Here is a 25,334-nt window from a genome sequence, read left to right as displayed (position 1 = left end):
ACTAGCAGATGAACATGATCTAACTGAACATTCAGCTCCACTACTTCTATTCCGAGCTGTTCACTTGAAATCCTTATCTGTTTGTAAACTTCTTTGCCAACATTGTTCCGTAGGATGCGAAATCGGCATTTGGGTGTCCAGACTATATGATATTGACAACACCAAAGCACATGAGATGCTTTTGTGAACCTACTCATGGTTAAATCCTTATCAGTTATGGGGATAACGGATTCGGATTTTCCCATGGGTAGCATTACTGGCAGAGCCAACTTTTTGCTGACCACCTCCACAGGAGGTGGCATTCAGATGAGCGTAAAAAATAGCCCCTTTGTTAAGGGGCTATTTTATTAGGAAGTATTTGCTCAGTTAGCAAGAATGGAGTCGATGCCCCTGATAAGGTCAGGAAAATAACTTTGATCGATGAGAGTACCACCTTCAACCGTCCAGCGAGTCAGCATATTTGGCGTGATTTTGAAGTTAAAACCAATAACATCAGCATCTGCTGCATGACGGATATCACACTGAAAAGTATTAGTTCGGGGAGCATAAACTATTGGTGGCACCGCCTGATTTGCAGCCAGCGACTGATAGAAGTGACGCAGCTTATCCCTGAATTCCTCCAGGTCGAAGAGGCTGAACTCACATTCACACTCCAAACTTATGCCTGATCCTGCTACTTCCAGCCAGCACATGATCAAATCCTGACGCCTATCCTCTGGCTCTTCGATCCTTTCGATAAAGGAAAATCGGAATAACGCATCATCGTTTTTTATCTCAAACATAACCGTTGCTCTCTAATTCTTAATCGTAGTGAAAGTGCATAATTGTCCAGTCTTTTTCTCTAACGAGAACGTGAAGGCGATATCGTTCACGAACATATTTCACTTGGCCACCAACGGTACGTTTAACCAACCGATACATATCAGTTCTATATATAAATTGCCCAGCAATATTTTGCGGATCAGGACTTCTCGTACCATATCGAATAGCTTTTTCCATAATCTGTAATGGTACATAGCGACCAGGATCACCCATACGCGTAGCAACTGTTTTTGTTATTTTCAGGTTTCGCGCAGACAGACCAATTTTTAATCTACCACGCAGAAAGTTTATTGTTGTCTCACTTAGTTTCGCTGTAATGGTTGCGCGGCTGCTGGCCTCAAAAAGCGCGCGGCCTGTTCGCAATATTCGAAATAAACCAAATGCAATAAGCGCAATATCCGTGGGATCTATAAGCGGGCTTTCAAGAGGTGCCTCTTCCATGCGTACAAAGACACCATTGGTATCGTATATTTGCCATAAACCGGGAGCCTGATTGACCGAATAGCCAATGCACATACCCATTTCATCATCAAGAATGGGTTGGGAATTAAGCGGTACGTTGCGTGGCGGTAACTCGAAAAAAATACCGTCAGGGAGATTAGATTTAAACGTAAAAAAGTACCCAGGCTCTTCCTGAAAGGTAGGGTTATATCCTGCCACTGGTTCGTTCCTTGTCGTCCATTAGGGAAGTTCATGTTATCGATGATCTTCCTGATTGACCAGTAGGTACGATTTACCAATAGGCGCGGGGCTACATTTTGAACTCAAAATTAAGTCGCCACACCATCGCCATTTCATCGCCACTCGGCAAATTTCAGGCATAAAAAAACCGCCTTACGAGGCGGTCACACGACACTGCTTATCATTGATTTTATTCTTGTTTTCCCATGGTACCCGGAGCGGGACTTGAACCCGCACAGCGCGAACGCCGAGGGATTTTAAATCCCTTGTGTCTACCGATTCCACCATCCGGGCTCGGGAAGAAATTGGAGGCGCGTTCCGGAGTCGAACCGGACTAGACGGATTTGCAATCCGCTACATAACCGCTTTGCTAACGCGCCGTGAATCTGGATGCTTTTCAGCCAGCATCCGCTTTGTAAGCCGATGCCTTAATTGGAGCGGGAAACGAGACTCGAACTCGCGACCCCGACCTTGGCAAGGTCGTGCTCTACCAACTGAGCTATTCCCGCATTATCAAGTTTTGTTCTAATCACTTGATTTTTCTATCTTCTGGCGAGCCATGCTGCCTTCCGATGCGTTGCATTCTACTTACCTGACGCACTGAGTCAACGATATTTTTCAAAACCCGGATCGTTTGCTGAAAATTACGACGATGCGATCAAGGTTCAAGCAGATCGCCACGCGCTGCGTTCAGATATTGCAGCATTGACCACAGCGTCAGCCCGGCAGCAACGAAGAACAACGCAATGCCTGCATATTCAACCCAGATATTTGGACGCCACAGCAGCCCTACCAGCGCCATCATTTGTGCGGTGGTTTTCACTTTACCGATCCAGGATACCGCTACGCGGCTGCGTTTCCCCATCTCCGCCATCCACTCACGCAACGCAGAAATAATGATCTCACGGGCGATCATGGTAGCCGCAGGCAGTGTTACCCACCAGGTATGATAATGTTCAGCCACCAGCACCATCGCGATGGCGACCAGCACTTTATCGGCAACCGGATCGAGGAAGGCGCCAAAACGGGTGCTCTGATTCCAGCGGCGCGCCAGATAACCGTCAAACCAGTCGGTTATCGCCGCGACACAAAAAATGAGTGCACAAACGAATGGTGACCAGTAAAAAGGAAGATAAAAAGCCAACACGAAAAAAGGGATCAGGATGACGCGAAAAAGGGTAAGCAGCGTAGGAATATTTAATCGCATAGTGGCGTTAACTGTCTGTTGTCCGTAAATTTTCGCTCTATGGTGCTACAGAGCCCCTAATGTTTCAACGAGTAGAAGATCTTTTCTGCCAGACCTTGCGAGATCCCCGGCACTTTTGATATTTCATCAACACTAGCATTGAGCAATCCCTGCAATCCACCCATATATTTCAAGAGCATTTGACGACGCTTTGGCCCCACGCCTTCGATCGTTTCCAGCGAACTGGTGCTCTTCACTTTGGCACGTTTTTTCCTGTGACCGCTGATCGCATGATCATGCGATTCATCGCGGATATGCTGGATAACATGCAGCGCCGGAGAATCCGGTGGCAGACTAAATCCTTCACCTTCCGGCTCAAAGAACAGCGTTTCAAGCCCGGCTTTGCGATCGGCGCCTTTTGCAACACCCAACAGTAACGGCTTGTGCTTATCCCATGGAACATCCAGCTCGGCAAAAACCGCCTTCGCCTGACCCAGTTGCCCTTTGCCACCATCAATAAGGATCACGTCAGGAATTTTGCTTTCCTCAATGGCTTTGCCATAACGGCGACGAAGAACCTGATTCATTGCAGCATAGTCATCGCCGAGGGTAATACCGGTGATATTATAGCGGCGGTACTCCGCGCGTAATGGCCCATTGCTATCAAAAACCACGCATGACGCGACGGTTTGTTCACCCATTGTATGGCTGATATCAAAGCACTCCATCCGTTTTACTTCCGGCAATTGCAACACGCTGGCCAGCGCGGCCAGACGCTGGTGAACGGTCGATTGCTGCGAAAGCCTCGTACCAAGCGCCGTGGCAGCATTGGTGCGCGCCAGCTTCAGATAGCGCGCGCGATCGCCGCGTGGTTTAGTCTGTACATTAACTCGTCGGCCAGCCAGCTCAGAGAGTGAATCGGCCAACAGTGTTTTATCACTGAGATTGAAATCCAGCAGGATTTCACCAGGCAGAGTTCGCATCTGGCTGCCCTGTAAATAAAACTGACCGACGAACGTTTCCACCACTTCACCCAGCTCCGTACCGCCAGGCACTTTGGGAAAGTAACTGCGGCTGCCAAGTACTTTCCCCTGGCGGATAAACAGCACGTGTACGCAGGCCATACCCGCATCAAACGCCACGCCGATAACATCGAGATCGTCGCTGTCGCCGGTGTTTGAGACAAACTGCTTTTCCGTGACTCGCCGTACCGCCTGAATCTGGTCGCGCACGCGCGCGGCTTCTTCGAATTCCAGCGCCTGGCTGGACTTCTCCATGCGGGCGATGAGTTGCGTCAGCACCTGATCGTCTTTCCCGGCAAGAAACAAGCGAACATACTCAACTTGCTGCGCATACTCTTCTTCACTGACCAGGCCTGCGACACACGGCCCAAGGCAACGACCAATCTGGTATTGCAGGCACGGGCGAGAGCGGTTGCGATAAACGCTATTCTCACACTGGCGGACGGGGAATATTTTCTGTAACAGCGCCAGCGTCTCGCGCACGGCATAGCCGTTCGGAAACGGGCCGAAATACTCCCCTTTCGCATGTTTCGCACCACGGTGCATCGACAGTCGGGGATGCGTATCGCCACTGAGAAAAATAAACGGATAAGATTTATCGTCCCGCAACAATACGTTATAGCGAGGCTGATAAAGCTTGATGTAGTTATGCTCCAGCAGCAGCGCCTCAGTTTCGGTATGCGTCACTGTCACATCAATCTGTTGGATTTGCGCGACCAGTGCTTCGGTTTTTCGGGAGGCAAGATTACTGCGGAAATAGCTGGAAAGGCGTTTTTTAAGATCTTTCGCTTTGCCAACATAGATAACGGTACCACCAGCGTCATACATACGATACACGCCGGGTTTGCTGGTCACCGTTTTGAGGAAGGCTTTTGCATCGAAAACTTCAGTCACTGACTTAACAACGTCTCCGCATTACACAGACCATGGCGAATGGCGAGGTGCGTCAATTCGACATCACCGTGAATGTTCAGTTTACTGAACATCCGGTAGCGATAGCTATTCACCGTTTTGGGGCTCAGATGGAGTTGTTCAGAAATCTCATTCACCTTCTGACCTTTCGTGATCATCAGCATAATCTGCAATTCTCGTTCAGACAAACTGGCAAACGGTGAGTCTGTTTTTTCAGGCTCAATCTGGCTGAGTGCCATTTGCTGAGCAATATCAGAGGCGATGTAGCGCTGTCCGGAATGCACAGAGCGAATAGCATTCACCACTTCCTGCGGCGCGGCGCCTTTACTCAGATAACCAGCAGCCCCCGCCTGCATGACTTTCGCTGGCAGAGGGTTTTCCGTGTGAACGGTAAGCATAATGACTTTGGTGTCGACGTTAGCTCGCGCAATTTTACGCGTGGCTTCAAGGCCACCAATTCCGGGCATACTCATATCCATCAAAACGACATCCACGGAATTGGCCCGACACCATTTGATGGCATCTTCACCGCAGTTGGCTTCACCCGTGACTTTTATGCCTTTAACGTCTTCAAGAATGCGTCGTATCCCTGCGCGCACCAGTTCATGATCATCAACAAGTAGTACGTTGATCAATGGAGTATCTCCGAAAAGAGGGATAACGCTGCTGAAAGTTAATTAAACGTATATTAACGGGTTTTCATCCAATAATGAAAGGTAAAATAACCCACACTTTTCGATTTTGTTCTCGTTTCTGGAAATTAAGCTGTACAAGATGTGGAAAGTGTTTGCATGTTCTCAAGGCATTGAGTAAGAAAGTCTAAACTGTGTTTCCCATAAAGTTGCTAAAAAGCTTTTATTTTCTCAGGTATTATCCGGGCACTATGTAACGACAATTAACCATGCCGAAACGCTGTTTAAAGATATATCCTTAAATAATAGAAAATTCTGATATTTATTGCAGTGAGTTTAATCTAGCAAACAGACAATAATGATCAAAAAACAACCACTGCATTCTTTTCGTCGGGTTGTGGTATACTCCGCTGCTTTAACAGTGAGCGTCGCGCAACGGCGCGGCTCCATAACGAGGAAAATAAATTGACCACACCTGATTTTTCCACTGCTGAAAATGCAAAGGATCTGGCGCAGGAAGTCTCTTGTCTAAAATCATTGTTGGCACTGATGCTGCAAGCAATAGGCCAGGCAGATGCGGGCCGCGTCATCATTAAAATGGAAAAGCAAATTGAACAAATGGAAAATGAAGCTCAGGCAGCGGTATTTTCCAGCACTGTTAAGCAAATTAAACAAGCTTACCGCCAGTAATAAAAAACCGGCTGTCTGGTTACCTGACAGCCGGCTGATTTTTGAACCGCCGCAGTGAATAATCAAATCATTCCAGTCGCCGCAGCATAACAGGCAATCTGCGTTTTATTCGGCGCATTGAATTTCTTCTGCATATTCTTCTGATGAAAATTAACGGTATTCTCAGAGATCGACAAAATCATGGCGATTTCCGCCGAAGTCTTGCCTTCCGCCGTCCATTTCAGAATCTCACGTTCACGCTTACTGAAGCGCATTTCCGGCGTCAACACCATCTGATCTTCCAGTCGCGTCAGCGCCAGCAGGCTGAGCTGCACCAACGTCTGCAACCTCAGTTCAATCTCATCTTCAGACATCATTTTGCCAAGCAGGCTGCTACGCGAAACTGAGAGAAAACCCAGCGCATGATTAGGCAGCATCAGACATTGTGAGAACCCTTTTCGCAGGCCATGATCTCGCGCAGCATCCCACAATACCATCGCATCCTGGAAGAGTTTGTCATTCCAGGGCAAATGTCCCCGGATGAAATTTTCGGCTTTAAGCACTGGATCAATGGCAAAGTAATTCTCCGCCTGATAATGCTGCATCCAGACCTGCGGATAGGTCGTTTCAACGCTAATTCTGGGACGCGTAAAGGGCACCGGGTGACGAATGCAAAGTGCGAAGTAATCAAACTCCAGCAACTGTGTTTGCCGCTGTAACTCTGTATACACGTCCTTAGACGTTGTCATCTCCTGGAAACGCGACATCACTTCGCGCCGCCAGGTAAAAAATTCTTTATCCTGCATACCGACCGGTAATACCCCTGCTTTTAATAATCATTATTATGTATGCATTAAGCTAACACATAAATCTTAATTATGAATATAAAATATTGGCTAATAGGGGAATAAGTTGCAGAGGCTACCGGATTTAACGCTGACAACCCACAGGAAAAGCTGCGTGGCTATTGGATAATTACCGGGACATACGCGAATAATAGCCGCAGGATCGATATGCTATTAATTCCGCCCAAAAAACCCAGGTTAGGTTAAATTAACGCGATTCCGCAAACAGGCAAGCGGAATCGCGCCGTGTTTATTGCATCAGGAATTTTTCCAGAAACTGGCGGGTGCGAGGTTGTTGCGGCTGGGAAAACAGCAGCTTCGCCGGCCCTTGCTCCACAATACGCCCGTGATCCATAAAAATCGCCCTGTCTGCCACATCACGGGCAAAACTCATCTCGTGAGTCACAATCACCATGGTGCGTTTCTCCTGCGCCAGTTGGCGAATGGTATTCAGCACTTCGCCAACCAGTTCAGGATCGAGCGCGGAGGTTGGCTCGTCAAAAAGGATAACATCAGGACGCATCGCCAATGCGCGGGCAATCGCGACACGCTGCTGCTGACCGCCTGACAAACGGCGTGGAAAACTCTCCTCTTTCCCCTTCAGCCCCACTTTCTCCAGCAACTGACGCGCCCGCGCGCAGGCCTCATCTTTTGCTTCGCCCTTCACAATCACCGGCCCTTCAATAATGTTCTCCAGCACCGTACGGTGCGGAAACAGATTGAAGTTCTGGAACACAAACCCGACATGCTGACGCAACTGACGGATAGCCTTTTTCTGCTCGCCCGGTGATCGCGAGGTATCAATGGTGATAGACCCTACGCGGATCGTCCCGCTGTCCGGTTGTTCCAGCAGATTAATACTGCGCAGCAAGGTGGTTTTACCGGACCCGCTAGGGCCGATAATCGCCACCACTTCCCCCTCCTGTACCTCCAAATCAATACCGTGCAGGACGGTCTGTCCGTGGAATTTTTTCACCAGATTTTTAACGTCGATAGCACTCATTTTGCATCACGCTCCTGACGGTTAAGCTGGTTTTCAAAATAGTTCTGTAACGTGGAGAGCACGGTCGCCATGATCCAGTAGATCAGCGATGCCGCCAGATACATGGTGAACACTTCCAGCGTACGCGACGTGATCAGTTGCGCCTGGCGGAACAGTTCCGGCACCTGAATGGTTGCGGCCAGCGAAGTATCTTTGACCAGGCTGATAAAACTATTACTTAACGGCGGTAGCGCCACACGAGCGGCCTGCGGAAGGATCGCACGGCGCAGCGTTTGCCAGGAGGTCATGCCGATACTGGCGGCTGCTTCCCATTGCCCCTTATCAATAGAAGAGATGGCTGCTCGCAAGGTTTCTGCGGCATACGCTGCCGTATTAAGCGAAAGACCAATCATCGCCGACGGAATGGGATCCAGCTCTATACCAAACTGCGGCAGGCCGTAATAGATCATAAAAAGCTGCGCAATTAGCGGCGTACCGCGAAAAATCGAGATATAAAAGCGCGCCAGCCAGCGCACCGGCAGCAGCGGCGACATGCGCATCAACGCCAGCACAAAGCCCAGCAGCAAACCAAAAAACATGCCGCCAATACTCAATTGCAGTGTGAATACGGCCCCCTTGAGCAGATAAGGGGCTGAATCAATAACTAGCTGTAAGCTCTCTTGCATCAGTATGCTACCTGAGGGTCATATATGCGGATGATAGGCGAAGAGCGCTGGAGCACCGCCGGTATGGACGAAAAGGATCGGGCCATCGTCTTTAAAACGTTTCTGCTCAATGCCATCGAGCAAACCCGCCATCGCCTTACCGGTATAGACAGGATCGAGCAAAATCCCTTCCAGACGCGCCAGCAGCTTCACGGCTTCCATTCCCTCGTCATTTGGCATGCCATAACCCGGAGCAAAGTAGTCATCCCAAAGCACAATATCGGCGTCCGCACTTATCCCGAGATCGTGGGCAATCGCCTGCTGCAAGGCCACAACTTTGGGTTTTTGATCCGCCACGCTGCGCGAAACGGTCACACCAATTAACTCGACATCCGGCAGCAACTGCTCCAGCCCAACGGCAAGCCCGGCATGGGTTCCGGCGCTACCGGAAGCCACCACCACCGACGACAGCGCAACCGCGCCTTCACACTGCCGGGTAATTTCCAGCGCGCTCTCAACGTAGCCCATGGCGCCCAGCGCATTAGAACCGCCGACCGGAATCACATACGGGCGAAACCCCTGCGCCTCGACTCGCGTAGCGAGCGCGTCCAGTTGCATAACCGGATCAGTCAACGCATCGCACATTTCAACTTGCGCATTGAACAGATCCAGCAGCAAGCGGTTGCCATTGCTGAGATAGTTTTCCGCCGTCGTACCGATGGGGTTTTCCAGAAGCGCAACGCAGTGCAAACCCAGTTTCGCCGCCACTGCTGCGGTCTGACGAACATGGTTAGACTGAATCGCGCCTGCGGTGATCAGCGTGTCCGCACCTTCGCGTAGCGCATCAGCAGCAAGAAACTCCAGTTTGCGCAGCTTGTTGCCACCCATCGCAATCGGCGTCACATCATCACGTTTGATGAAAACCTCGCGCCCAAGGTAATCAGACAAGCGCGGCAGGTACTCCAGCGGCGTCGGTGCGCCAATAAATTCAAGACGCGGAAAGCGAGTCAGGTTGTGCAAAGACATAAAACCTCCGAAGATCGGATAACGTTGTGTATTGTTTTTATTATGCACATTTACAGAGATGAAATAAAAAAGGCGCTTTCTCAAGCGCCTTTTTTAACGAGGAACAATCACTTCGTCACATCTGTTCCAAACCACTTTTCCGACAGCGCTTTCATCGTGCCATCTTTTTGCATGTCGGCGATTGCCACATCAATCGCCTGTAACAGATCTTCATTACCCTTGCGCAGCGCCACGCCGGATTCCTGACGCGAGAACGCATCACCAGCTACTGCCAGGGTATCTTTGGTTTTTTTCACCAGATCCAGCGCCGCCAGACGATCCACCAGAATTGCATCGATGCGACCAACGCGCAGATCCTGGTATTTTGTCGGATCATCGTCATAAGTGCGAATATCGACGCCCTGGACGTTCTGGCGCAACCACTCTTCGTAGTTGGTGCCCAGACCAACGCCGACTTTTTTCCCTTTCAGATCGACAGCGGATTTAATGCCAGCTTCATTGCCTTTTTTCACCAGAGCCTGAATACCGGAGAGGGTATAGGGCGTGGAGAAATCATATTTTTTCTTGCGTTCATCAGAGATGGTCACCTGGTTGATCACCACATCGATGCGTTTCGAGTCCAGCGAGGCCAGCATACCGTCCCATTTCGTCGGCTTCAAAACGGCTTTCACACCCAAATGCTTCGCTAACGCATCGGCGAACTCCACTTCAAAACCAGTCAGCTTGCCGTCATCACCCTGGAAACTGAACGGCGGATACGTGCCTTCCAGACCGACTAGCAGCGTGCCGCGCTCTTTGACTTTATTCAGCAGGTTTTCCGCAGCGAATGTTTTCGCGCTTACCCCCGCCACCAACGTGACGGCCATAACGGCCATCAGCGCCCGACGTCCCAGAAGTGCTAGTTTCATAGTTACCCCAATAAAAGAATTGGCTGTAGCGGTGCATTGCCTGGAAAAAACAGACTCACAAGCAATGTCTCACTGCATGTTATTCTTTTTTAATATATATCAGATCTCGCGCCGACGGCCATTTTTTGCATCGGCGTAAAACGCATCTGCGTCTTAAACTGAGCATACTTGCGCAAAGCAATCCGATAGTTATTAGTGCTGGTCGAGGGTAACCATGGCTCCAGATTTTCATCAAGGAACCCTTCATTTAGCAAATCACGGGAGATGTTTAACTCGCTCAGATGATTGCCAAGCCGGCGCAGACGCACGACATACTCGCGCACCGTACCGTGGCTCATCTCAGTCTGTTCGAAGAGATATTGTTTGAACCCGATGATATCGAAGAAATCGCTCTGCTCTTTGCAGTGCAAATCTCCGCAAAAACGACAAAGTGCAACCCACTCTTTTTGCTCTTGTTGCCAGGCCGCTTCATCCAACAGCATATCCAACCGGGAAATCGCAATTTTGTTTACGATTTCGCCCCGGCAGACCAGTGTGATGCGGTCGAGCAACTTATGGCAATGAGCGCAATGCGTCTGGCTGTGTTTAAAGTCTTTAAGGTAGCGGCTTAGAGGCCGTCTTTTAGGTTGCTGCAGCGTCATGATAACTCCTGGTTGTCAATGCGTTGTTCGGCATTTACCAGGGGCGATGCAGGATCACCAACCTATAACTTACCCAGTTTGGTGCGTAAGCGCTTAATAGCCTGACTATGGAGCTGGCTTACCCGCGATTCTCCTACTTCAAGAACAGCGCCAATCTCTTTGAGATTAAGCTCTTCCTGGTAGTACAGCGTCAGGACAAGTTGTTCACGCTCCGGGAGAGATTCGATGGCGTCCATCACCCGGTGACGCAAATTGCTTTCCATTAGCTGGAATAACGGGTTTTCCTGTTGATGATCGTCAGTCACCAGCTCGATACTGTCGCCGTGCTCTTCCCGCCATTCATCATAGGAGAAAAGCTGGCTATTGTTAGTATCGAGCAGCATCTGACGGTATTCCTCGACAGGAATCCCAAGGCGTTGCGACACTTCTGTTTCCGTCGCGTTACGCCCCAGTTCTTGCTCCAGTTGCCCCATGGCCTGCGCCACTTCGCGGGCATTACGCCGGACGCTGCGCGGCACCCAATCGCGGCTGCGCAATTCATCCAGCATCGCCCCACGAATACGCTGCACTGCGTAAGTGGTAAATGCCGTTCCTTGCAGAGCGTCATATCGGTCTACAGCATTCAGTAGACCGATACCGCCCGCCTGTAGCAGGTCGTCCAGTTCCACACTCGCCGGCAATCGCACCTGTAGGCGCAATGCTTCGTGACGCACAAGAGGTACATAACGCTGCCACAGCGAGTGTTTATCCATTACACCTTCAGCGGTATAGAGTGAATTCACGATAAACAGCCCTGCGTTAATTGAGTTATCGGCATGATTATCCGATTCTGGAGTGGTTTTAATCGGATGAATAGTGGGTGAAATGGGGGGTTATTTGCCTTTATAACACCACACGTTTCGACGGCAATGCATATAATACTAGCTCGAAAGCCAGCGCCGGATGGTGTCCGCGCAGGTAAAAACGATAATCATCTGAAAGTTCGCGGATATATTGCGGGATCGTGATCAAATCTTCAGGCTTATGATAAAGGCTAATCGTCAACACAGGCAGTGATGCACGAATAGTTTGTTGCGCCCCTTTCAAGGCTTCCAGTTCCGCACCCTCAATATCCATCTTAATAAAGGTCGCATGGTTGCTGCCTCCAAGCGCATTATCAATGCTGATAACATCGATTGAAGTATTGCCTTCCCCTTCACTCAAACGGGAAGAGGTATCCATTCCAGAATCGAAACGCAATGTCGTATTTTCCGACCATACGCCCTTATTGATTGCGGTCAATTTTACATCGCCAATATTGGCATTTTTCAGCAGTTCAAAATTCTTTTCTTCCGGCTCAAAGGCCAGAATTTTTGCTGGTTTTTTAACCCCTTGCTTCTCTGCTGCCTTCAGAAAAGCAAGTACGCTGTCACCGTCATAAGCGCCACAATCAACGTACACTTCATCATCTTGTAGGCGTACTAAATCTTCGGCCAAATAATGGTTAGGATCGAAATATTTCCCATAGTATGAGCTACGTGCACAAATGCGCTGGTTGATAAAAGCAACCAGCGTTTCTTTAGACTTCTCGTCGCCAAGAGAATTATAGAATTCAGTCAGCAGCGGTTCGTTTTCCTGACAAAACTCAAGGGTATAAAGTGTATCGGTATTAACACCAATAAATGAGTGATCAAAAATCAAAATACTTTCTGCATTCTTACGCAGCATAGCTTCTAATTCTTCACTGACATACTGAATTGCCAGAATGTAATTATAGGTGTCATCTCTTTCCGTCATGCGGTCTAAATTGATTATATTATAACCATAAAAAACAGCACCTTCGGTAAAGTACTTTTCATTTACCGCAACATAATCGACTTTCACACCTTTACTGGTCAAAAATTCCCACGTTTTCTGACCTAAATAACCGGCACCACACAATACCAGCGGGCGGCCATTCTGCTGCATTTCCGCGATAGTATCGATAAAATGGTTTTTGGATTCGCAAATTTTTTCAAGAATAGACATAGCTACCTCAGAGACTCGTTCAAAACATATTAAAAGGGGCCAATCACAGCACTATTTTTTGCTGCGCAATCGCACTTCTGTTCGCGCTTTCCAGGAATGACAACCCCTGCAATGCGGTGGCAGAGTCAATCGCATAGCTGTTTGCTTCGCCACGCAAAGCGGCGGCGATATCGCAGTAGTAGTTGGCAAAAGCTTCAATAAAACCTGCCGGATGACCAGCTTTGAAACGGCAGTAGCGATCCAGACTGGCGATGGTGTTATCTCCCGCCGTGCGATCGACAATACGCACATTACCGTGGATATCAGCGAGGCGCAGATACTCCGGCTCCATCTGCAACCATTCGGCGCTACCTTCCGTACCATAAATGCGGATCCGCAAACCGTTGCGGAAACCAAGTGCGGCTTTACCGTACCAGTAGTTACACACCATATCGTCGCTATAACGCGAGATGATATTGACGGTGTCTACCACGTTCGGCACACGCGCAAACGTGCTGTTGATGGCGTAAACATCCAGCGCCTGTTTGTCGGTAAGAAACTCCACCAACTGGTGCACATGAACCCCGAGATCCAGCGATACCGTTGGGATTTCGCCGTCCACTCGACGCCAGAGTTGCGGTAACGTCACGCTGCCATCATTGCGGCAACGGCTAAAACCTTCCTGCGGCATTTCGACCATCACCTGCTGGATCCGTCCAAGCCCGCCGCTCAACAGGCGCTGGCGTAGTTCGCGCACCATCGGATAGCCGGTATAGTTAAATGTCACATACAGCGGGCTGTTAACTTCATCAACCCGCTGCTGAATCTCTTGCGCATCACCCACCGTCGCTACCATCGCCTTCTCGCAGATGATTGGCAACGGGTACTCCAGGCAGGCCAGCAGAATGTCGCGGTGCGCAGGCGTCGGCGTCAGCACCACCACCGCATCAAGGTGCTGATGCTCTTTTTCCAGCATCAATAGCGCATCCTGATAAATCGCGTGCTTCTCCAGTCCCCAGGCCGCACCGGTTTGCTGATTGATGCTTTCATCACGGCTGAAACACCCCGCCGTCAACTGGAAGTGCCCGTCCATCTGGCTGGCGATTTTATGTGTCATGCCGATGGCGGAGTTGATACCGCCACCGATGAATGCAAGGCGCAACGGCTTGGCCATAATCCAGTCCTTAAATCATTTTAAAAGAAAAATAGTTTTTGAGCTGTGGCGTCAATCGCGCCAGTTCGGCGAAATCCTCAAACTCGGCAAAAACCAGCCCCGCTCTGTCTCGCGGCGCGGGCAGAAGAGGATCGCCTGGTAACTTCAACGGAACAGTCTCAATAATTCGTGCCGCAAGCGGGGCAAAACGATAGCCGACAAAGTGACTTTCAGCATCGCTGGAAATGGTATGCCGGGCGATAGCTCGCTGATGCGCGGGACGACGCGCGCTGAATGCAGTTTCGCGGCCAATAAAGGGAGCAACAAATCCGGCGGAATAGTCTTCGCCAGTGGACAATTCAATCAAACGTGAATAGAGATCGCCCGGGCAACGGCGGGTTAATTCAATCAGCCAAAAATCGTCTTCATTGGCAATAAACTGGGTATGCAGTAAGCCATCAACGAGTTGCAGTTCCCGCACCAACGTCTGCATACATTCGCTGACGCGATCGCGCATCGCTTTGGCGAGCGTCAAACTTAGACTGCTGCTGTTAACCTGCCAGGGATAAACGGTGCAATATTCATCGACGAAAAATTCACAGACAATTTCACCGCCACGAATAAATGCCGAATGGCTGTATAACGCGCCTTCACAGAAGGTTTCGATGACGCAGTGGCCATTACGGGAAGCGCCGCGTGCCAGTTCAACCGCCTGCGGCAATGCACCAGGCTCGCGCACCAGCGTAATACCGATCCCGCTATAGGCATCAATCGGTTTAACCAGCAGCGGAAAAGGCAAATCACCCGCCGCTTCCGGTTCGTTAACCGCCTGCGGAATCGGATAGCCTTTCAGCTCTGCCCAGGCACGGAAACGATCTTTAAGGAATAGCGTATCGCTGACGTCTGGAGTATCAAAACCGGTCAGTCCGAGTTCGGCAGCCACGCGGCTACCGGTCAGATAAGAGACGTCGGTTACGCCGGGCAAAATCGCCGCAATCTTCTGTTCGCGCGCCACTGCCAGTACTGCATCGGCGTCAGCGTAATTCTGCACATGCGCGATATCGGCGAACTTCATCCCCGCGTCCTGCGCTTTGCCGCTGCACACCAGTGTGGTAAAGCCCGCCGCTTTAACAGCCTGTTGCAAAGGCAGCGACGCAAATCCGGCATCGAGGATCATTGCCGTTGCTGGACGACTCATAGGCCCCCCGCAGAAATCATGGCGACATTGTTTGCAACAGGGGATGCCATACGGCGGATAATATCCACAATACGCTGTTGATCTTCCCGCTCCAGCCCTGGGTAAATCGGCAGGCATAATACTTTCTCAGCAATATCGTTCGCGCAGGGTAAGTGCTCTTTTTGCGAGGTCGCAAAACCGCGGTACATACTGAAGGAGCTGATTAAAGGGTAGAAATAGCGACGGGTTAAGATACCTTCACTTTTCATCGCTTCATACAAGGCATTGCGGCTGATGCCAAACTCAGGTTCAATCAGCACCGGGCAATATGCGTGGTTCCAGCTCACATCATCGGGTACGTTAAGCAGGCTAAGTCCTGCAACGCCCTCGAGCAGTTCAACATAATGCTGATACAACGCCTGGCGTTCAGCCAGCGCCTGATCGATATGTTTTAACTGCAATAGACCGAATGCCGCTTCTACTTCATTCATTTTGGCGTTGATGCCGGGCGCAACCACACGGGTTTCACCGGCAAAGCCAAAGTTTTTCAGGTAGTCGATACGCTGCTTTGTTCGCGCGTCATGACAGATAATCGCGCCACCTTCGAAGGTGTTAAATACTTTCGTGGCATGGAAACTGAGTACCGAGAGATCGCCGTGATTCAGAATACTGGTGCCGTTTTTCTTCACGCTGAATGCATGCGCGGCGTCATAAATCACTTTTAATCCGTATACATCCGCTACCTGCTGGATCTTATCTACGTCACAGGGTACACCATAACAATGCACCGGCATGATCGCCGTCGTCTGCGGCGTAATCAGCTCTTCAACACGTTCCGGATTGATGTTGTAGGTCAGCGGGTCGATATCCGCAAAAACTGGCGTCAGGCCATTCCACAGCAAGGTATGAGAGGTAGCGACAAACGAGTACGGGGTTGTAATCACCTCACCTGTGATACGCAGCGCTTGCAGTGCCGTCAACAACGCCAGTGTTCCATTGGCGAACAGACAGACATATTTCACACCCAGATATTCCGCCAGCGCCTCCTCAAGTTGCTGGTGAAATGTCCCGCCATTGGTGAGGATGCGGTTCTGCCAAATCTTTTCCAGATAGGGAATAAACTCTTCCAGCGGCGGCAACAGAGGGCTGGTGACAAAGATGTTATTGTCCATAAAATGAACCTGAACAAGCCAGAGATGACTTTGATGTTACAGACACCAAAGTGAATCTATTGGGTAAACAAGGGGCATTTCCCATGCCAATTAGGCCCGCAAGACACCTGCCTCCCTTTGCTATTATTGACCGGGATAAAGAAAATCCCTGAAATTTCATACCTGAGAAACCAGGCCGTCATCACCTCGTTGCCGTATCGCGTGTTGATGCGCTCAAACTGCTGCCCGCATAACGGAAAAAGAAATGAACGAATGCGCTTTGGTGAGTATTGTTATCCCGGCTTATAAGCCCGAATTCTTCGCGACAACGCTCGCCAGCGCACTCAATCAGAGTTGGCCAAATTGCGAAGTCATTATTTATGACGACAGCAACGATGACACCATTCGTCTCACCTGCGAACGTTATGCATTAACCACCAAAACGCCTATCTATTACACCAAAAACAGCGTCCGTTTATGGGAAGAAGGCAACGTGCTTGCTGGCGTAAGGCGCGCCAGCGGTAAATACATTAAGTTTCTCTACGATGACGATATTATTTTCGAACATTGTATTACCCGTCTCGTTTCGGCGCTGGAATCATCGCCAAATAACCGCATTGCCTCTTCGCGCCGTGTTCGTATTGATGAAAACGGCACCCCGCTAGTTGATATCGCAGCAACCGCCTTCCCGTTTACCGGTGATGTGATCCTCGATGGTCCGGACGTGGTGAAGTTTTTCACCGACCATCCGGTGAACTTCATTGGCGAACCCAGTACGGTACTTTGCTACCGTGAAGATCTGCTCTCTTTCGATGAGGAGATTTTTAAACTCAAAGGTGAAAACCTCTACTTTCTGACCGATATGACGCTGTATCTGAAGTTACTGCGTCTCGGCAACCTGGCCTTTATCGCCGAAACGCTGGCGGCTTTTCGTGTCTCGGAAAACCAGAGCAGCCAGTTTGTGCATACAGAGAAATACGGTGGGCTGGTCAACAAAACCTATACCCGTTTACCGCAGATCATCAGAGAACTGGGCTGGTACAGCGGTAATAAAGAAGAGAACGAAAAGGTCAAAGTCGCGCTGATGCATGGCGAGCAGCGTTTCCAGACGGAAAACCTGCTACATGCGCTGCATAACTCTTTGCAAGTCTCTGTTCGTCGGTTCTACAGCAACAAAATCAACAAATGGCTCGACGAACGCCGTTTGCAACCGCAGTTCGTGCCGCTGGTGGAAGCTTTCCAGCAAGCACGCAACACGCAGCAAACGTTAACCGTTTTTATCTCGCAGTACGGGCATCATCCTGATGCTATCACGGCGACACTGCAAAGCCTGCAACGCTACGCCGGGTTCGGGTTAACGCTGAACCCGGTTATCATCACGGATCAGCGTGCCGATCTTCCTGCACCAACGCTTATCGCCCGGCAAGATAATCAGATCGATATCATCAATCACTACATCGCCAGCCAGTCGGCTGACTGGGTGATGTTCCTTGAGGCGGGTGAAGTGCTGCTTGAGAGCGGCATGCTGATGTTCGATCTGGCGCTGGATGGCGCCTCCGGATGCGATGCGATTTATGGCGATGAGTTCTACGCAGAGAATGGCGAGATCGTCACCACCGCAATGCGTCCGGATTTCAACCTCGATTTACTGCTAAGCTACCCGGCAGAGATGGCCCGCCACTGGATTTTTCGCAGCGCAACACTTCTGGCGGCGGGCGGATTTAACCCGGCTTATCAGCAGGCCTGGCAATTTGAGTTTATTGTTCGTCTGATTGAACAAAAAGGGATGGGCTTTGCCGGACACCTGCCGGAACCGTTTGTGATTGGCCATCCGCCGGTGCAGGCCAGCCAACCGGAAGAACAGGCAATTTTGACCCGGCATCTGCACAATCGCGGCTATGCACAGGGTACGGTGGTAACAACGCATCCGGGTCTATATGCCCTGCGTTATAACCATCAACAACAACCGCTGGTGTCGATTATCATCCCGACCAAGGATCAGCTTACTATTCTCAGCACCTGCGTCACCAGCCTGCTGGAGAAAACGCGCTACCGGAACTATGAACTGCTGATTGTTGATAACAACAGTGAGACGCCGGAAGCGTTGCAGTGGCTGGAGGGGATCTCGACGATCGATCCTGAGCGCATTCGCGTGTTGCGCTATCCGCATCCGTTCAACTATTCCGCTATCAACAATATGGCCGCACAGGAAGCGCGCGGTGAATATCTGGTATTGCTGAATAACGATACGGCGGTGATCAGTGAAAACTGGCTGGATCATATGCTGAATCATGGATTACGCCCGGAAGTAGGCATCACCGGCGCGAAGCTGCTCTACCCCGACGGCAAAGTCCAGCATGCAGGCGTGGTACTGGGGCTGCGTGGTCCGGCGGATCACCCCTTTATCGGCAGCGAAAACAACCGCGCCGGTTACATGAATCGTCTGTTGGTTGATCAGAATTACAACGTGGTCACCGCCGCGTGTCTGCTGATCCGCAAATCCGTCTACGAACAGGTCGGCGGGCTCGACGAAGAGAACTTCACCGTCTCCTATAACGATGTCGATCTGTGCCTGAAGGTACGTGAAGCGGGCTATCTGACGGTATGGACACCGCATGCCCTCGTAATGCACGAAGGCAGCGTCAGTCAGAAGAAGGTCGATAAGACCGTGCAGGAGAAAAAACGCCAGCGCTTTATGGCTGAGCAGGACACTATGTACGCAAAATGGATGCCGCTCATCGCCAACGATCCGGCCTATAACCCAAATCTGTTGCTGGATGGCGCAGGGTTCCAGTTTGAAGCCAGCAGCAATAAAAGCTGGCAGCCGCTGCACTGGAAGCCGCTGCCACGTTTGATCGCGTTTCCATTACAAAGCCAGCCCGGAAGCCGGTTGCGTCTGGATGCGCCGCTCTCATTATTGAATAACGCGGGCGTCGTCGAAGGGCAAATTAATTATCACGCCAGCACCTATATCGATATCAGTCGCTTTGCGCCGGATGCGCTGATCGTTCATCGACAAATCAGCGACGGCGCACAGGAGTGGTTGCGCCGTCTGCCGCAGGCGGCATCGGTGTTTAAAATCTTCGATCTGGACTGCTGGTTACCGGGTTTACCGGTCAATGCCGACGAGCGTAACGGCCTGCCGCAAGATATTTTTGCTGCGCTGCGCGGTACGCTGGCGCATGTAGATCGCTTGATCGTCGCCAGCAACGAACTGGCCGAACAGTGCGCAGGGTTGCACAGAGACATCCGTGTGATGCCGACGCTGCTTTCACCGCAACAATGGTCGGGGTTATCCAGCCAGCGCGGCGTGGGTAAGAAGCCGCGCATCGGCTGGTGCGGAACAGCGGCGAGTACTGGCGATCTGGAGCTGATTCATAAGTTGGTCAGCCAGTTAGCCGATCGGGTTGAATGGGTGTTCTATGGCTACTGTCCGCCTTCCCTTCGGGAGTGGGTCAGCGAATTTCATGCCCCGGTTTACCCGCAATACTTTGCGAAAAAACTGGCCAGTCTGAATCTCGATCTCGCCGTGGAACCGCTGGCCGACACACCGTGGAACCGTGCGCTTAGCCCGGTGCGTCTGCTCGAATATGGTGCCTGCGGCGTGCCAGTGATTTGCAGCGATATCATCAGCACACAGGGCATTGCTGGCGTTACGCGCGTTGAAAATCGCGCGAAAAGCTGGCGCGAAGCCATTGAAAACCACCTGCTCGACACGGCTGTGACGGCACAACTTGGCGATAATCTTCGCCTGTACGTGCTGGAAAACGGTATGTGGGATGGCGAAAGCCTGCTGCGCCAGGCGCAACTGTGGTTACCGGATTAATGTTTATCTGCACCAGATAAACCCGATGATAAACAAAAAGGCGCTATAAGTCGCCTTTTTTATTTTCATAACTAATTGTTATTTATATGTTTTTATTAATTACCGATCACATATTACCTACAGAAAGAGTTCCCCCCCACCACTTGCCCATTTGAAGGCTTTTGAATTTTTCCACTGCATCTTTATTATGATGGCTGTATGTTTTACAAAAAAAGCCCTTCAGTATGAACGCTCAAAATACAATCAGATTAATAGCATCCAGAATTTTACGCGGTTTGGGTATGGGAGCAGCATTTGCTGGCCTATTGTTTTGTATCTGGTTTTTCTTTTTTTCTGTTGATGAATCCCGCTTTATATGGGGTATAGCATCAATTGCCCTTATAATTGCGGGCTATGTTATATATCGGCTCGCTATCCTTAAAATATTCGACGAGCGATAAAGCTATCCACATGCCGCAATCAATTCAAAGACCGCCGGAATCAGCGCTCAGTGCTTTCCTGTAAAAAACCCACCATTGGTACAATACCGATCCTTAAGCTGCGGCACTATAACGGTTCCCACTACAAGGAACCGTTTTTATCCCTGCATGAACACCCAAGTACCGATTTCGCATCCTGAGAAATAACGTTGGTAAAGAGGTCTACAGGCCGATAAGGCTCTCAGAGTCTGGACTTAGTACGCCCCTATGGGGCGTTATCAATACCACCTCTCAACAATCTGCACGATTTAACGACCATTTGCCGGGCGATATGGTTATCTGGATAGTGCTAGCAATGTTTTTTTCACAATGAGTTTATTATCGATAATGTTACAATAATATTTTATAAAACATCAAGTTACTAAATTTTCCAGATAAAGACAGGCCACTTTACAGCGTCTTTTCTTTTACCTGTCGGCCGGTAACCAGCCATGATGCCAGTCATCAAGCCCGGCATCCCGCAGGTACCAATCGCTGCGCACAGCGGCACGTAGCGCATCCCCCTGCCGCTCGCGTAGCGCCGGATCGTGAATGTACGTCTGGATCGCGTTCATCCAGTCTTTAAAGCGGTTCGCCACCAGCGTCACTGGCAGATTGCAGCGATAAGGATCAATGTCGGTGGCGATGATCGGCACGCCGCAGGTGCCAATCTCCAGCAAACGCAGGTTGCTCTTACATTCGTTAAACTGGTTGATTTCCAGCGGCACCAGCGCCAGATCAAGATTCAGACTCGCCAGTTTCTCCGGGTACATTTCAAACGGTACACCGGGATGGAATTCGCAAAGCACGTTGCGTGGCTTCATGCCCATAAACACCCACTCCACCTGCCCTTCCAGCTCTTTGATCAGCGGCAACAGGATCTCCAGATCGCCGGTATGCGAACTGCCTCCAGCCCAACCGACACGCACTTTTTTCCCGGTTCCGCGCGCGCTGAGCAGGTGATCCCACTGATTCGGTGCCAGGCGGTTTTGCGCAATGCGAATATCGCTGTGAAAACGGCTGTAAGCTTCAGCCAGTTGCGCAGTAGAAACGACAACCCAGTCGGCACAGTCCATCACTTTGCGGAAGTTTTTCAGCATCTGAGGCGGGAAGTGCTGACGGTTACCATTTTTCATCGGCACGTTAAGCAAGTAATCATCATATTCCAGCACAATTTTCGCACCGCTGACATCGCGTAACTGCTTCATGATATCCGGGAAGCGGCTACCGGTGATCAGCTCAAGCAGAATCACATCCGGTCGCATTTGCGCCGCTTCCATCAGGCCGGGGATGGTGTTCGTCAGCCCGCCTTCGATCATCAAATGGCGCTCCAGCGCTTTGAAGGGTTGCATCACCCGGTGATGACCACCACCGACCCAGTTGATATGGTGGGCTAACACTACCGGCAGTGGGCGACCAGGCAGCGGCTGATGCAACCGCGCAATACTTGCGCTCAGCGTGAAGGCCTTGCCCATCTTCTGCATCAGCGGATGGTATGAAGGTTCATTCAGTAATCCCTGCTGCCACTCACCGCGCAACGTCGTATAGTCTTGCAGCAACGGGCGCTCCTGCACGCCAATTTTGTTGCCGAATAAACGCGTCGCGCCGCCCATATGTTTCACACGAGCATAAGGCGTCCAGACATTGAGATACCCTTGCTGCTGCGCGCGCAACCCCAGATCCACATCGGCGAAATAGAGGGGATAACGCTCCTGAGTAAAGCCGTTTAAGGAGAAGAAAACCTCTTTTCTCACCATCATGCAGGAGGCGCTCACTGCAGCCAGATTACGCGGTGTCTTTAGAAAATTCTGGAAACCATTGTTCTGCCCGTCAGCACCATCGAAGGCGACATCAACACCGTGCTGCACGCCAACTAAATAGCCGCCATGCTGAATACGACCGTCCTGATACTCCAGGCGCGCACCCACCAACCCTACTTCCGGGCGCAGCGTATGTTCAAGCAGCGCATCCAGCCAGTGACCGTCAATAATTTCGCAGTCATTATTGAGGAACACCAGCACATCGCCACGCGCTTGTTGCGCGGCGGCATTATTGATTTCAGCGAAGTTAAAGGGCGCGTCGTAGCGCAGAATGCGGACCTGATCGAGCCCCAGCGCCGCCAGATCGTTCAGGAAGCGGCAAGCATCCTCCTCCACCGACTGATTATCAACAATGAGTAGCTCATAGCGCTGATAGCGGGTCTTTTCCATCAGACTTTCAATGCAGCGTTTCAGCAGCGCAAAGCGATCGCGGGTCGGAATAATGATCGACACCAATGGTGTCGCCTCCCACTGGTAGCGCAGACGTTTAATGTTCTCCGTTAATCCCTCTTCCAGCGCGGCGTTAATTCCCAGCCGTTGCAGATGCGCCAGCAGCGCCTGTTCACATTCAGCAACCACATCTGCGGCCTCGCTCCAGTGGGTTACCGGATGCGGGTTTTCCACCAGCACTTCAGCCACTCGACCAATTGCGCCTGCACCCTGCCCTTCGACAAAGCGCCACAGCAAATCGATATGCGCCGCGTGGGGATAAAGACTACTGAATCCTCCCACTTGCAAAGCTATTTCCCGGGCAAAAAGTACCGTCTGGCCGATATAAGGCACACCGCGCAACAGATCGATATTGACGCCTGGGCGCAGGATCAATAGCGGCTCGCCGTTTTCCGCCCGCGTCATCTCATCACAGTAAAATAACCCGGCATTTTGCTGGTTCATACGTTGCTCGGCAAAACGTAGCAGCGCGTCATCACGCAGCGTAAAACCTGCCGGGATCAGCAACATCGCTTCGGCACTACGCACTTGCAGTAGCGCATTGGCCGCCGCAGGCCATACGGCATCGTCGGCAATCACATCAATGCTGACGGCCGCCAGCGACTGGCTCTCCACCGACGCCCGCGTGCGCGCGCTGGCCTGACTGTCGCCAAGGATAATCACGCCAATGCTGGCTTTATCCGGATATGCCCGGGCAAAGGTGAGCAACGCTTCCCGCCGCGCTTCGCTGATCTGGCGATCCTCCAGCCAGCGGGTAAAGGAGTAGTCGGTGGTTTGCTGCTGTGCCAGCACCGCTTTACTGTGAAAATTGAGCGCATAGCGGGATTTTTCATCAAGCTGGCGCGTCTTCGCCACCAGCGGCGCATTTACGATGGCATCCAGCGCGGTCTCCAGCGACCATTTCGCCGCCAAATCCGCGCGCTGCGCCTGAGCCCACGCCAGGGCGCTGGCATAGCCGCTTTGCAGCATCTCAACCCACTCATCGGCATCCGGGCAGTTGCGCAACGACAGCGCGCAGAAATGCTCAGCTTCATGACGGGCGATGTTAGCGTCGTTCAGATAGCCTTCAACATAGCCCTCGTTCACCAGGAACAGCGGAATGCCCAGCGTCAGTGCTTTAGCCACGCTGTCATCATTACCGATCACGACATCATAATGTTCAAGCCAGGCCGGATCGATGCGCTGCGCTTGCTGGTTAAGATCCAGCCAGTCTATCTGAATGCCAGCTTCGCGAGCACGCTGCTGCACTTCGTACATTTCCGCCGACATTTTCGGCGCAATGTAGACCGCGCGCGCCAGCGTCGATGATTCACGGGTGCGCACATACTGACTAAAACTTGCCGGAACCGTCCACGGCAAGTTTTTCAGTTGAGTGCTTTCCACTCCAGTCTGTAAGAGAAGCGCGGAAGTGCGCGGCGAGAGATCGAGCGTCAGCGCTGCGAACTGGTTTTCCAGCGCCACGCCCCATGGAATGTAGAGATCGTTATAGTCATTGAAATGGCGGAAAATCATCGCCCCGCTGAGACGTTCAGCGGCGATCGCATCGAGCAGTTTATTGCTGAAGAAACCGCGGTAGATCCAGATAACATCATATTGCGTCTCCGGCTCACCCTGCTTGTCGGTCACCAGCGCAAATCGCTCTGTGGCCTTCAGGCGCTCGATCTCCGTGCTCAGTACCTTTCCTGCTCCACTGGTGATGACATCCACCCGCCAGTTCTGTGCCAGCAGCACATCGGCAATATCGAGTAATTCATTGGTATGGGGCGTAAAGGCGTCAAATTTATCAACGCTAATTAATAGGCTTCGCATCTCTCATCCTCAGCACGCCGGGTCTGTTGACCGGGGCTATCAAAGGGCGTTTCTGTCGTTATGCAATATTGTGGGGGAGTAAGGAAAGATTGAGAGGAAAAACAGCCCGTAGAAAAGGCGCTATATCTGACGATTGGTCATAAAAAAAGGCATCCGAAGATGTAATGCTTGTCAGTTAAGCTTTTGAAGGTAGCCGTAACGCGTAACGTTGCGGCTTCTTTTTTACCGCTCTTGGGTAATGTCTTACCCTACGTGGTGGCAGGACAAAGCTCTCTGCCATATCCAGTATTTCTTTGATTAGCTTTGGTATTTTACCCGGCGCTACTGCCGGCAGGATACTCAGTTGGGCCGTCAGATAAAGACTCGCCTGCTTAAAACCTATCTGATAAGGCTCCACTCCTTTCAGGCTGCAGGCCATCTGCGTCATCATAAAACGCAGCAGGTTGTAGGCCAGTACAACTCCCCACAGTTCCTGTTCCACCAGTTCGGGTTTCCGGCTTCTCAGCGTCAGTT

At 51.0% G+C, this 25,334-nt stretch carries 21 protein-coding genes, 3 tRNA genes and 2 pseudogenes; 4 read left to right on the top strand and 22 right to left on the bottom strand.

Features of this window, described 5'->3' with window-relative positions; all coding sequences use genetic code 11:
- The 9 genes from tnpA to uvrY form a co-directional block, all read right to left on the bottom strand.
- A partial coding sequence (gene tnpA / locus GA0061070_RS22085; protein ID WP_139109814.1) for an IS200/IS605 family transposase occupies window positions 1-197 on the bottom strand: 197 nt, incomplete at its 3' end.
- A gap of 165 nt (window positions 198-362) precedes the next feature.
- A complete protein-coding gene (locus tag GA0061070_RS22080; protein ID WP_090138453.1) occupies window positions 363-782 on the bottom strand; it encodes a hypothetical protein in 420 nt (139 codons plus the stop codon).
- Between the two features lie 19 nt (window positions 783-801).
- Window positions 802-1,482: a hypothetical protein gene (locus GA0061070_RS22075; RefSeq protein ID WP_234427089.1), complete on the bottom strand. Its 681-nt coding sequence runs from the start codon at window positions 1,480-1,482 to the stop codon at window positions 802-804.
- 228 nt (window positions 1,483-1,710) lie between these two features.
- Window positions 1,711-1,797 (bottom strand) — tRNA-Leu (locus tag GA0061070_RS22070).
- A gap of 12 nt (window positions 1,798-1,809) precedes the next feature.
- Window positions 1,810-1,883 (bottom strand) — tRNA-Cys (locus tag GA0061070_RS22065).
- A gap of 53 nt (window positions 1,884-1,936) precedes the next feature.
- Window positions 1,937-2,012, bottom strand: a tRNA-Gly gene (locus tag GA0061070_RS22060).
- 149 nt (window positions 2,013-2,161) lie between these two features.
- Window positions 2,162-2,710 (bottom strand): CDP-diacylglycerol--glycerol-3-phosphate 3-phosphatidyltransferase, encoded by a 549-nt coding sequence (gene pgsA, locus GA0061070_RS22055; RefSeq protein WP_090138451.1) that lies wholly within the window; start codon window positions 2,708-2,710, stop codon window positions 2,162-2,164.
- A gap of 56 nt (window positions 2,711-2,766) precedes the next feature.
- Complete coding sequence (gene uvrC / locus GA0061070_RS22050) at window positions 2,767-4,605, bottom strand: excinuclease ABC subunit UvrC (RefSeq protein WP_090138449.1); 1,839 nt, start codon at window positions 4,603-4,605, stop codon at window positions 2,767-2,769.
- Window positions 4,602-5,258 (bottom strand): UvrY/SirA/GacA family response regulator transcription factor, encoded by a 657-nt coding sequence (gene uvrY / locus GA0061070_RS22045; protein ID WP_090138446.1) that lies wholly within the window; start codon window positions 5,256-5,258, stop codon window positions 4,602-4,604. The genes uvrC and uvrY overlap by 4 nt, the downstream gene beginning before the upstream one ends.
- Window positions 5,259-5,613: 355 nt before the next feature.
- On the opposite strand from uvrY, the gene GA0061070_RS26065 reads away from it, so the two are divergent.
- Together GA0061070_RS26065 and GA0061070_RS22040 are read left to right on the top strand one after the other, a co-directional pair.
- Window positions 5,614-5,724: a hypothetical protein gene (locus GA0061070_RS26065; protein WP_425256070.1), complete on the top strand. Its 111-nt coding sequence runs from the start codon at window positions 5,614-5,616 to the stop codon at window positions 5,722-5,724.
- Complete coding sequence (locus GA0061070_RS22040; RefSeq protein WP_090138444.1) at window positions 5,721-5,945, top strand: DUF2594 family protein; 225 nt, start codon at window positions 5,721-5,723, stop codon at window positions 5,943-5,945. Before GA0061070_RS26065 ends, GA0061070_RS22040 begins: the two co-directional genes overlap by 4 nt.
- A gap of 62 nt (window positions 5,946-6,007) precedes the next feature.
- Here GA0061070_RS22040 and sdiA read toward each other — a convergent pair whose 3' ends face one another.
- The 11 genes from sdiA to GA0061070_RS21985 all read right to left on the bottom strand — a co-directional run bounded on the left by sdiA (window position 6,008) and on the right by GA0061070_RS21985 (window position 16,479).
- Window positions 6,008-6,730, bottom strand: coding sequence for a quorum-sensing transcriptional regulator SdiA (gene sdiA / locus GA0061070_RS22035; protein WP_090138442.1), 723 nt, complete (start codon window positions 6,728-6,730; stop codon window positions 6,008-6,010).
- A gap of 289 nt (window positions 6,731-7,019) precedes the next feature.
- Window positions 7,020-7,772 (bottom strand): L-cystine ABC transporter ATP-binding protein TcyN, encoded by a 753-nt coding sequence (gene tcyN / locus GA0061070_RS22030; protein ID WP_090138440.1) that lies wholly within the window; start codon window positions 7,770-7,772, stop codon window positions 7,020-7,022.
- Window positions 7,769-8,437: a cystine ABC transporter permease gene (tcyL, locus tag GA0061070_RS22025; protein WP_090138438.1), complete on the bottom strand. Its 669-nt coding sequence runs from the start codon at window positions 8,435-8,437 to the stop codon at window positions 7,769-7,771. The genes tcyN and tcyL overlap by 4 nt, the downstream gene beginning before the upstream one ends.
- Before the next feature lie 18 nt (window positions 8,438-8,455).
- Complete coding sequence (gene dcyD, locus GA0061070_RS22020) at window positions 8,456-9,442, bottom strand: D-cysteine desulfhydrase (protein WP_090138436.1); 987 nt, start codon at window positions 9,440-9,442, stop codon at window positions 8,456-8,458.
- 107 nt (window positions 9,443-9,549) lie between these two features.
- Entirely contained in the window at window positions 9,550-10,350 is an 801-nt protein-coding gene (gene tcyJ, locus GA0061070_RS22015; protein WP_090138434.1) for a cystine ABC transporter substrate-binding protein, read from the bottom strand.
- An 89-nt stretch (window positions 10,351-10,439) separates the two neighbouring features.
- Window positions 10,440-10,991 (bottom strand): flagella biosynthesis regulatory protein FliZ, encoded by a 552-nt coding sequence (fliZ, locus tag GA0061070_RS22010; protein ID WP_090138432.1) that lies wholly within the window; start codon window positions 10,989-10,991, stop codon window positions 10,440-10,442.
- Window positions 10,992-11,053: 62 nt separating this feature from the next.
- Window positions 11,054-11,773 (bottom strand): RNA polymerase sigma factor FliA, encoded by a 720-nt coding sequence (locus GA0061070_RS22005; protein ID WP_090138430.1) that lies wholly within the window; start codon window positions 11,771-11,773, stop codon window positions 11,054-11,056.
- A 100-nt stretch (window positions 11,774-11,873) separates the two neighbouring features.
- Window positions 11,874-12,998 carry an FkbM family methyltransferase gene (locus GA0061070_RS22000; RefSeq protein WP_090138428.1) on the bottom strand — a complete coding sequence of 375 codons (1,125 nt, stop codon included), beginning with the start codon at window positions 12,996-12,998 and terminating at the stop codon, window positions 11,874-11,876.
- Window positions 12,999-13,041: 43 nt separating this feature from the next.
- The gene (locus GA0061070_RS21995; RefSeq protein ID WP_090138426.1) at window positions 13,042-14,151 is read right to left on the bottom strand and encodes a Gfo/Idh/MocA family protein; all 1,110 of its coding nucleotides are present in this window, start codon (window positions 14,149-14,151) and stop codon (window positions 13,042-13,044) included.
- 10 nt (window positions 14,152-14,161) lie between these two features.
- Window positions 14,162-15,328: an ATP-grasp domain-containing protein gene (locus GA0061070_RS21990; protein WP_090138424.1), complete on the bottom strand. Its 1,167-nt coding sequence runs from the start codon at window positions 15,326-15,328 to the stop codon at window positions 14,162-14,164.
- Window positions 15,325-16,479 carry a DegT/DnrJ/EryC1/StrS family aminotransferase gene (locus GA0061070_RS21985; RefSeq protein WP_090138422.1) on the bottom strand — a complete coding sequence of 385 codons (1,155 nt, stop codon included), beginning with the start codon at window positions 16,477-16,479 and terminating at the stop codon, window positions 15,325-15,327. The genes GA0061070_RS21990 and GA0061070_RS21985 overlap by 4 nt, the downstream gene beginning before the upstream one ends.
- Window positions 16,480-16,723: 244 nt before the next feature.
- Between GA0061070_RS21985 and GA0061070_RS21980 the strand changes: the two genes are divergently transcribed.
- Window positions 16,724-20,284, top strand: coding sequence for a glycosyltransferase (locus GA0061070_RS21980; RefSeq protein WP_090138420.1), 3,561 nt, complete (start codon window positions 16,724-16,726; stop codon window positions 20,282-20,284).
- Between the two features lie 591 nt (window positions 20,285-20,875).
- Window positions 20,876-20,947 (top strand): annotated as a pseudogene (locus GA0061070_RS26060) (IS200/IS605 family transposase); the annotation flags it as partial.
- A 223-nt stretch (window positions 20,948-21,170) separates the two neighbouring features.
- Here GA0061070_RS26060 and GA0061070_RS21970 read toward each other — a convergent pair.
- Both GA0061070_RS21970 and GA0061070_RS21965 read right to left on the bottom strand, forming a co-directional pair.
- Window positions 21,171-24,821, bottom strand: coding sequence for a glycosyltransferase (locus GA0061070_RS21970; protein WP_090138415.1), 3,651 nt, complete (start codon window positions 24,819-24,821; stop codon window positions 21,171-21,173).
- A 175-nt stretch (window positions 24,822-24,996) separates the two neighbouring features.
- Window positions 24,997-25,334, bottom strand: a pseudogene (locus GA0061070_RS21965) (IS4 family transposase); the annotation flags it as partial.

The organism is Kosakonia oryziphila, from assembly GCF_900094795.1.
Taxonomy (GTDB): Bacteria; Pseudomonadota; Gammaproteobacteria; order Enterobacterales; family Enterobacteriaceae; genus Kosakonia; species Kosakonia oryziphila.
This window is presented reverse-complemented; position numbering and strand designations above follow the sequence as displayed.

Bases quoted from the DNA above. Each gene is read 5' to 3' on its own strand.
- GA0061070_RS22080 (WP_090138453.1), bottom strand. From the start codon at position 782: ATGTTTGAGATAAAAAACGATGATGCGTTATTCCGATTTTCCTTTATC.
- GA0061070_RS21980 (WP_090138420.1), top strand. From the start codon at position 16,724: ATGAACGAATGCGCTTTGGTGAGTATTGTTATCCCGGCTTATAAGCCC.
- tcyJ (WP_090138434.1), bottom strand. From the start codon at position 10,350: ATGAAACTAGCACTTCTGGGACGTCGGGCGCTGATGGCCGTTATGGCC.
- GA0061070_RS21990 (WP_090138424.1), bottom strand. From the start codon at position 15,328: ATGAGTCGTCCAGCAACGGCAATGATCCTCGATGCCGGATTTGCGTCG.
- GA0061070_RS21985 (WP_090138422.1), bottom strand. From the start codon at position 16,479: ATGGACAATAACATCTTTGTCACCAGCCCTCTGTTGCCGCCGCTGGAA.
- dcyD (WP_090138436.1), bottom strand. From the start codon at position 9,442: ATGTCTTTGCACAACCTGACTCGCTTTCCGCGTCTTGAATTTATTGGC.
- GA0061070_RS21995 (WP_090138426.1), bottom strand. From the start codon at position 14,151: ATGGCCAAGCCGTTGCGCCTTGCATTCATCGGTGGCGGTATCAACTCC.
- GA0061070_RS22000 (WP_090138428.1), bottom strand. From the start codon at position 12,998: ATGTCTATTCTTGAAAAAATTTGCGAATCCAAAAACCATTTTATCGAT.
- tcyN (WP_090138440.1), bottom strand. From the start codon at position 7,772: ATGAGTGCTATCGACGTTAAAAATCTGGTGAAAAAATTCCACGGACAG.
- GA0061070_RS26065 (WP_425256070.1), top strand. From the start codon at position 5,614: ATGATCAAAAAACAACCACTGCATTCTTTTCGTCGGGTTGTGGTATAC.
- tcyL (WP_090138438.1), bottom strand. From the start codon at position 8,437: ATGCAAGAGAGCTTACAGCTAGTTATTGATTCAGCCCCTTATCTGCTC.
- GA0061070_RS21970 (WP_090138415.1), bottom strand. From the start codon at position 24,821: ATGCGAAGCCTATTAATTAGCGTTGATAAATTTGACGCCTTTACGCCC.
- sdiA (WP_090138442.1), bottom strand. From the start codon at position 6,730: ATGCAGGATAAAGAATTTTTTACCTGGCGGCGCGAAGTGATGTCGCGT.
- fliZ (WP_090138432.1), bottom strand. From the start codon at position 10,991: ATGACGCTGCAGCAACCTAAAAGACGGCCTCTAAGCCGCTACCTTAAA.
- pgsA (WP_090138451.1), bottom strand. From the start codon at position 2,710: ATGCGATTAAATATTCCTACGCTGCTTACCCTTTTTCGCGTCATCCTG.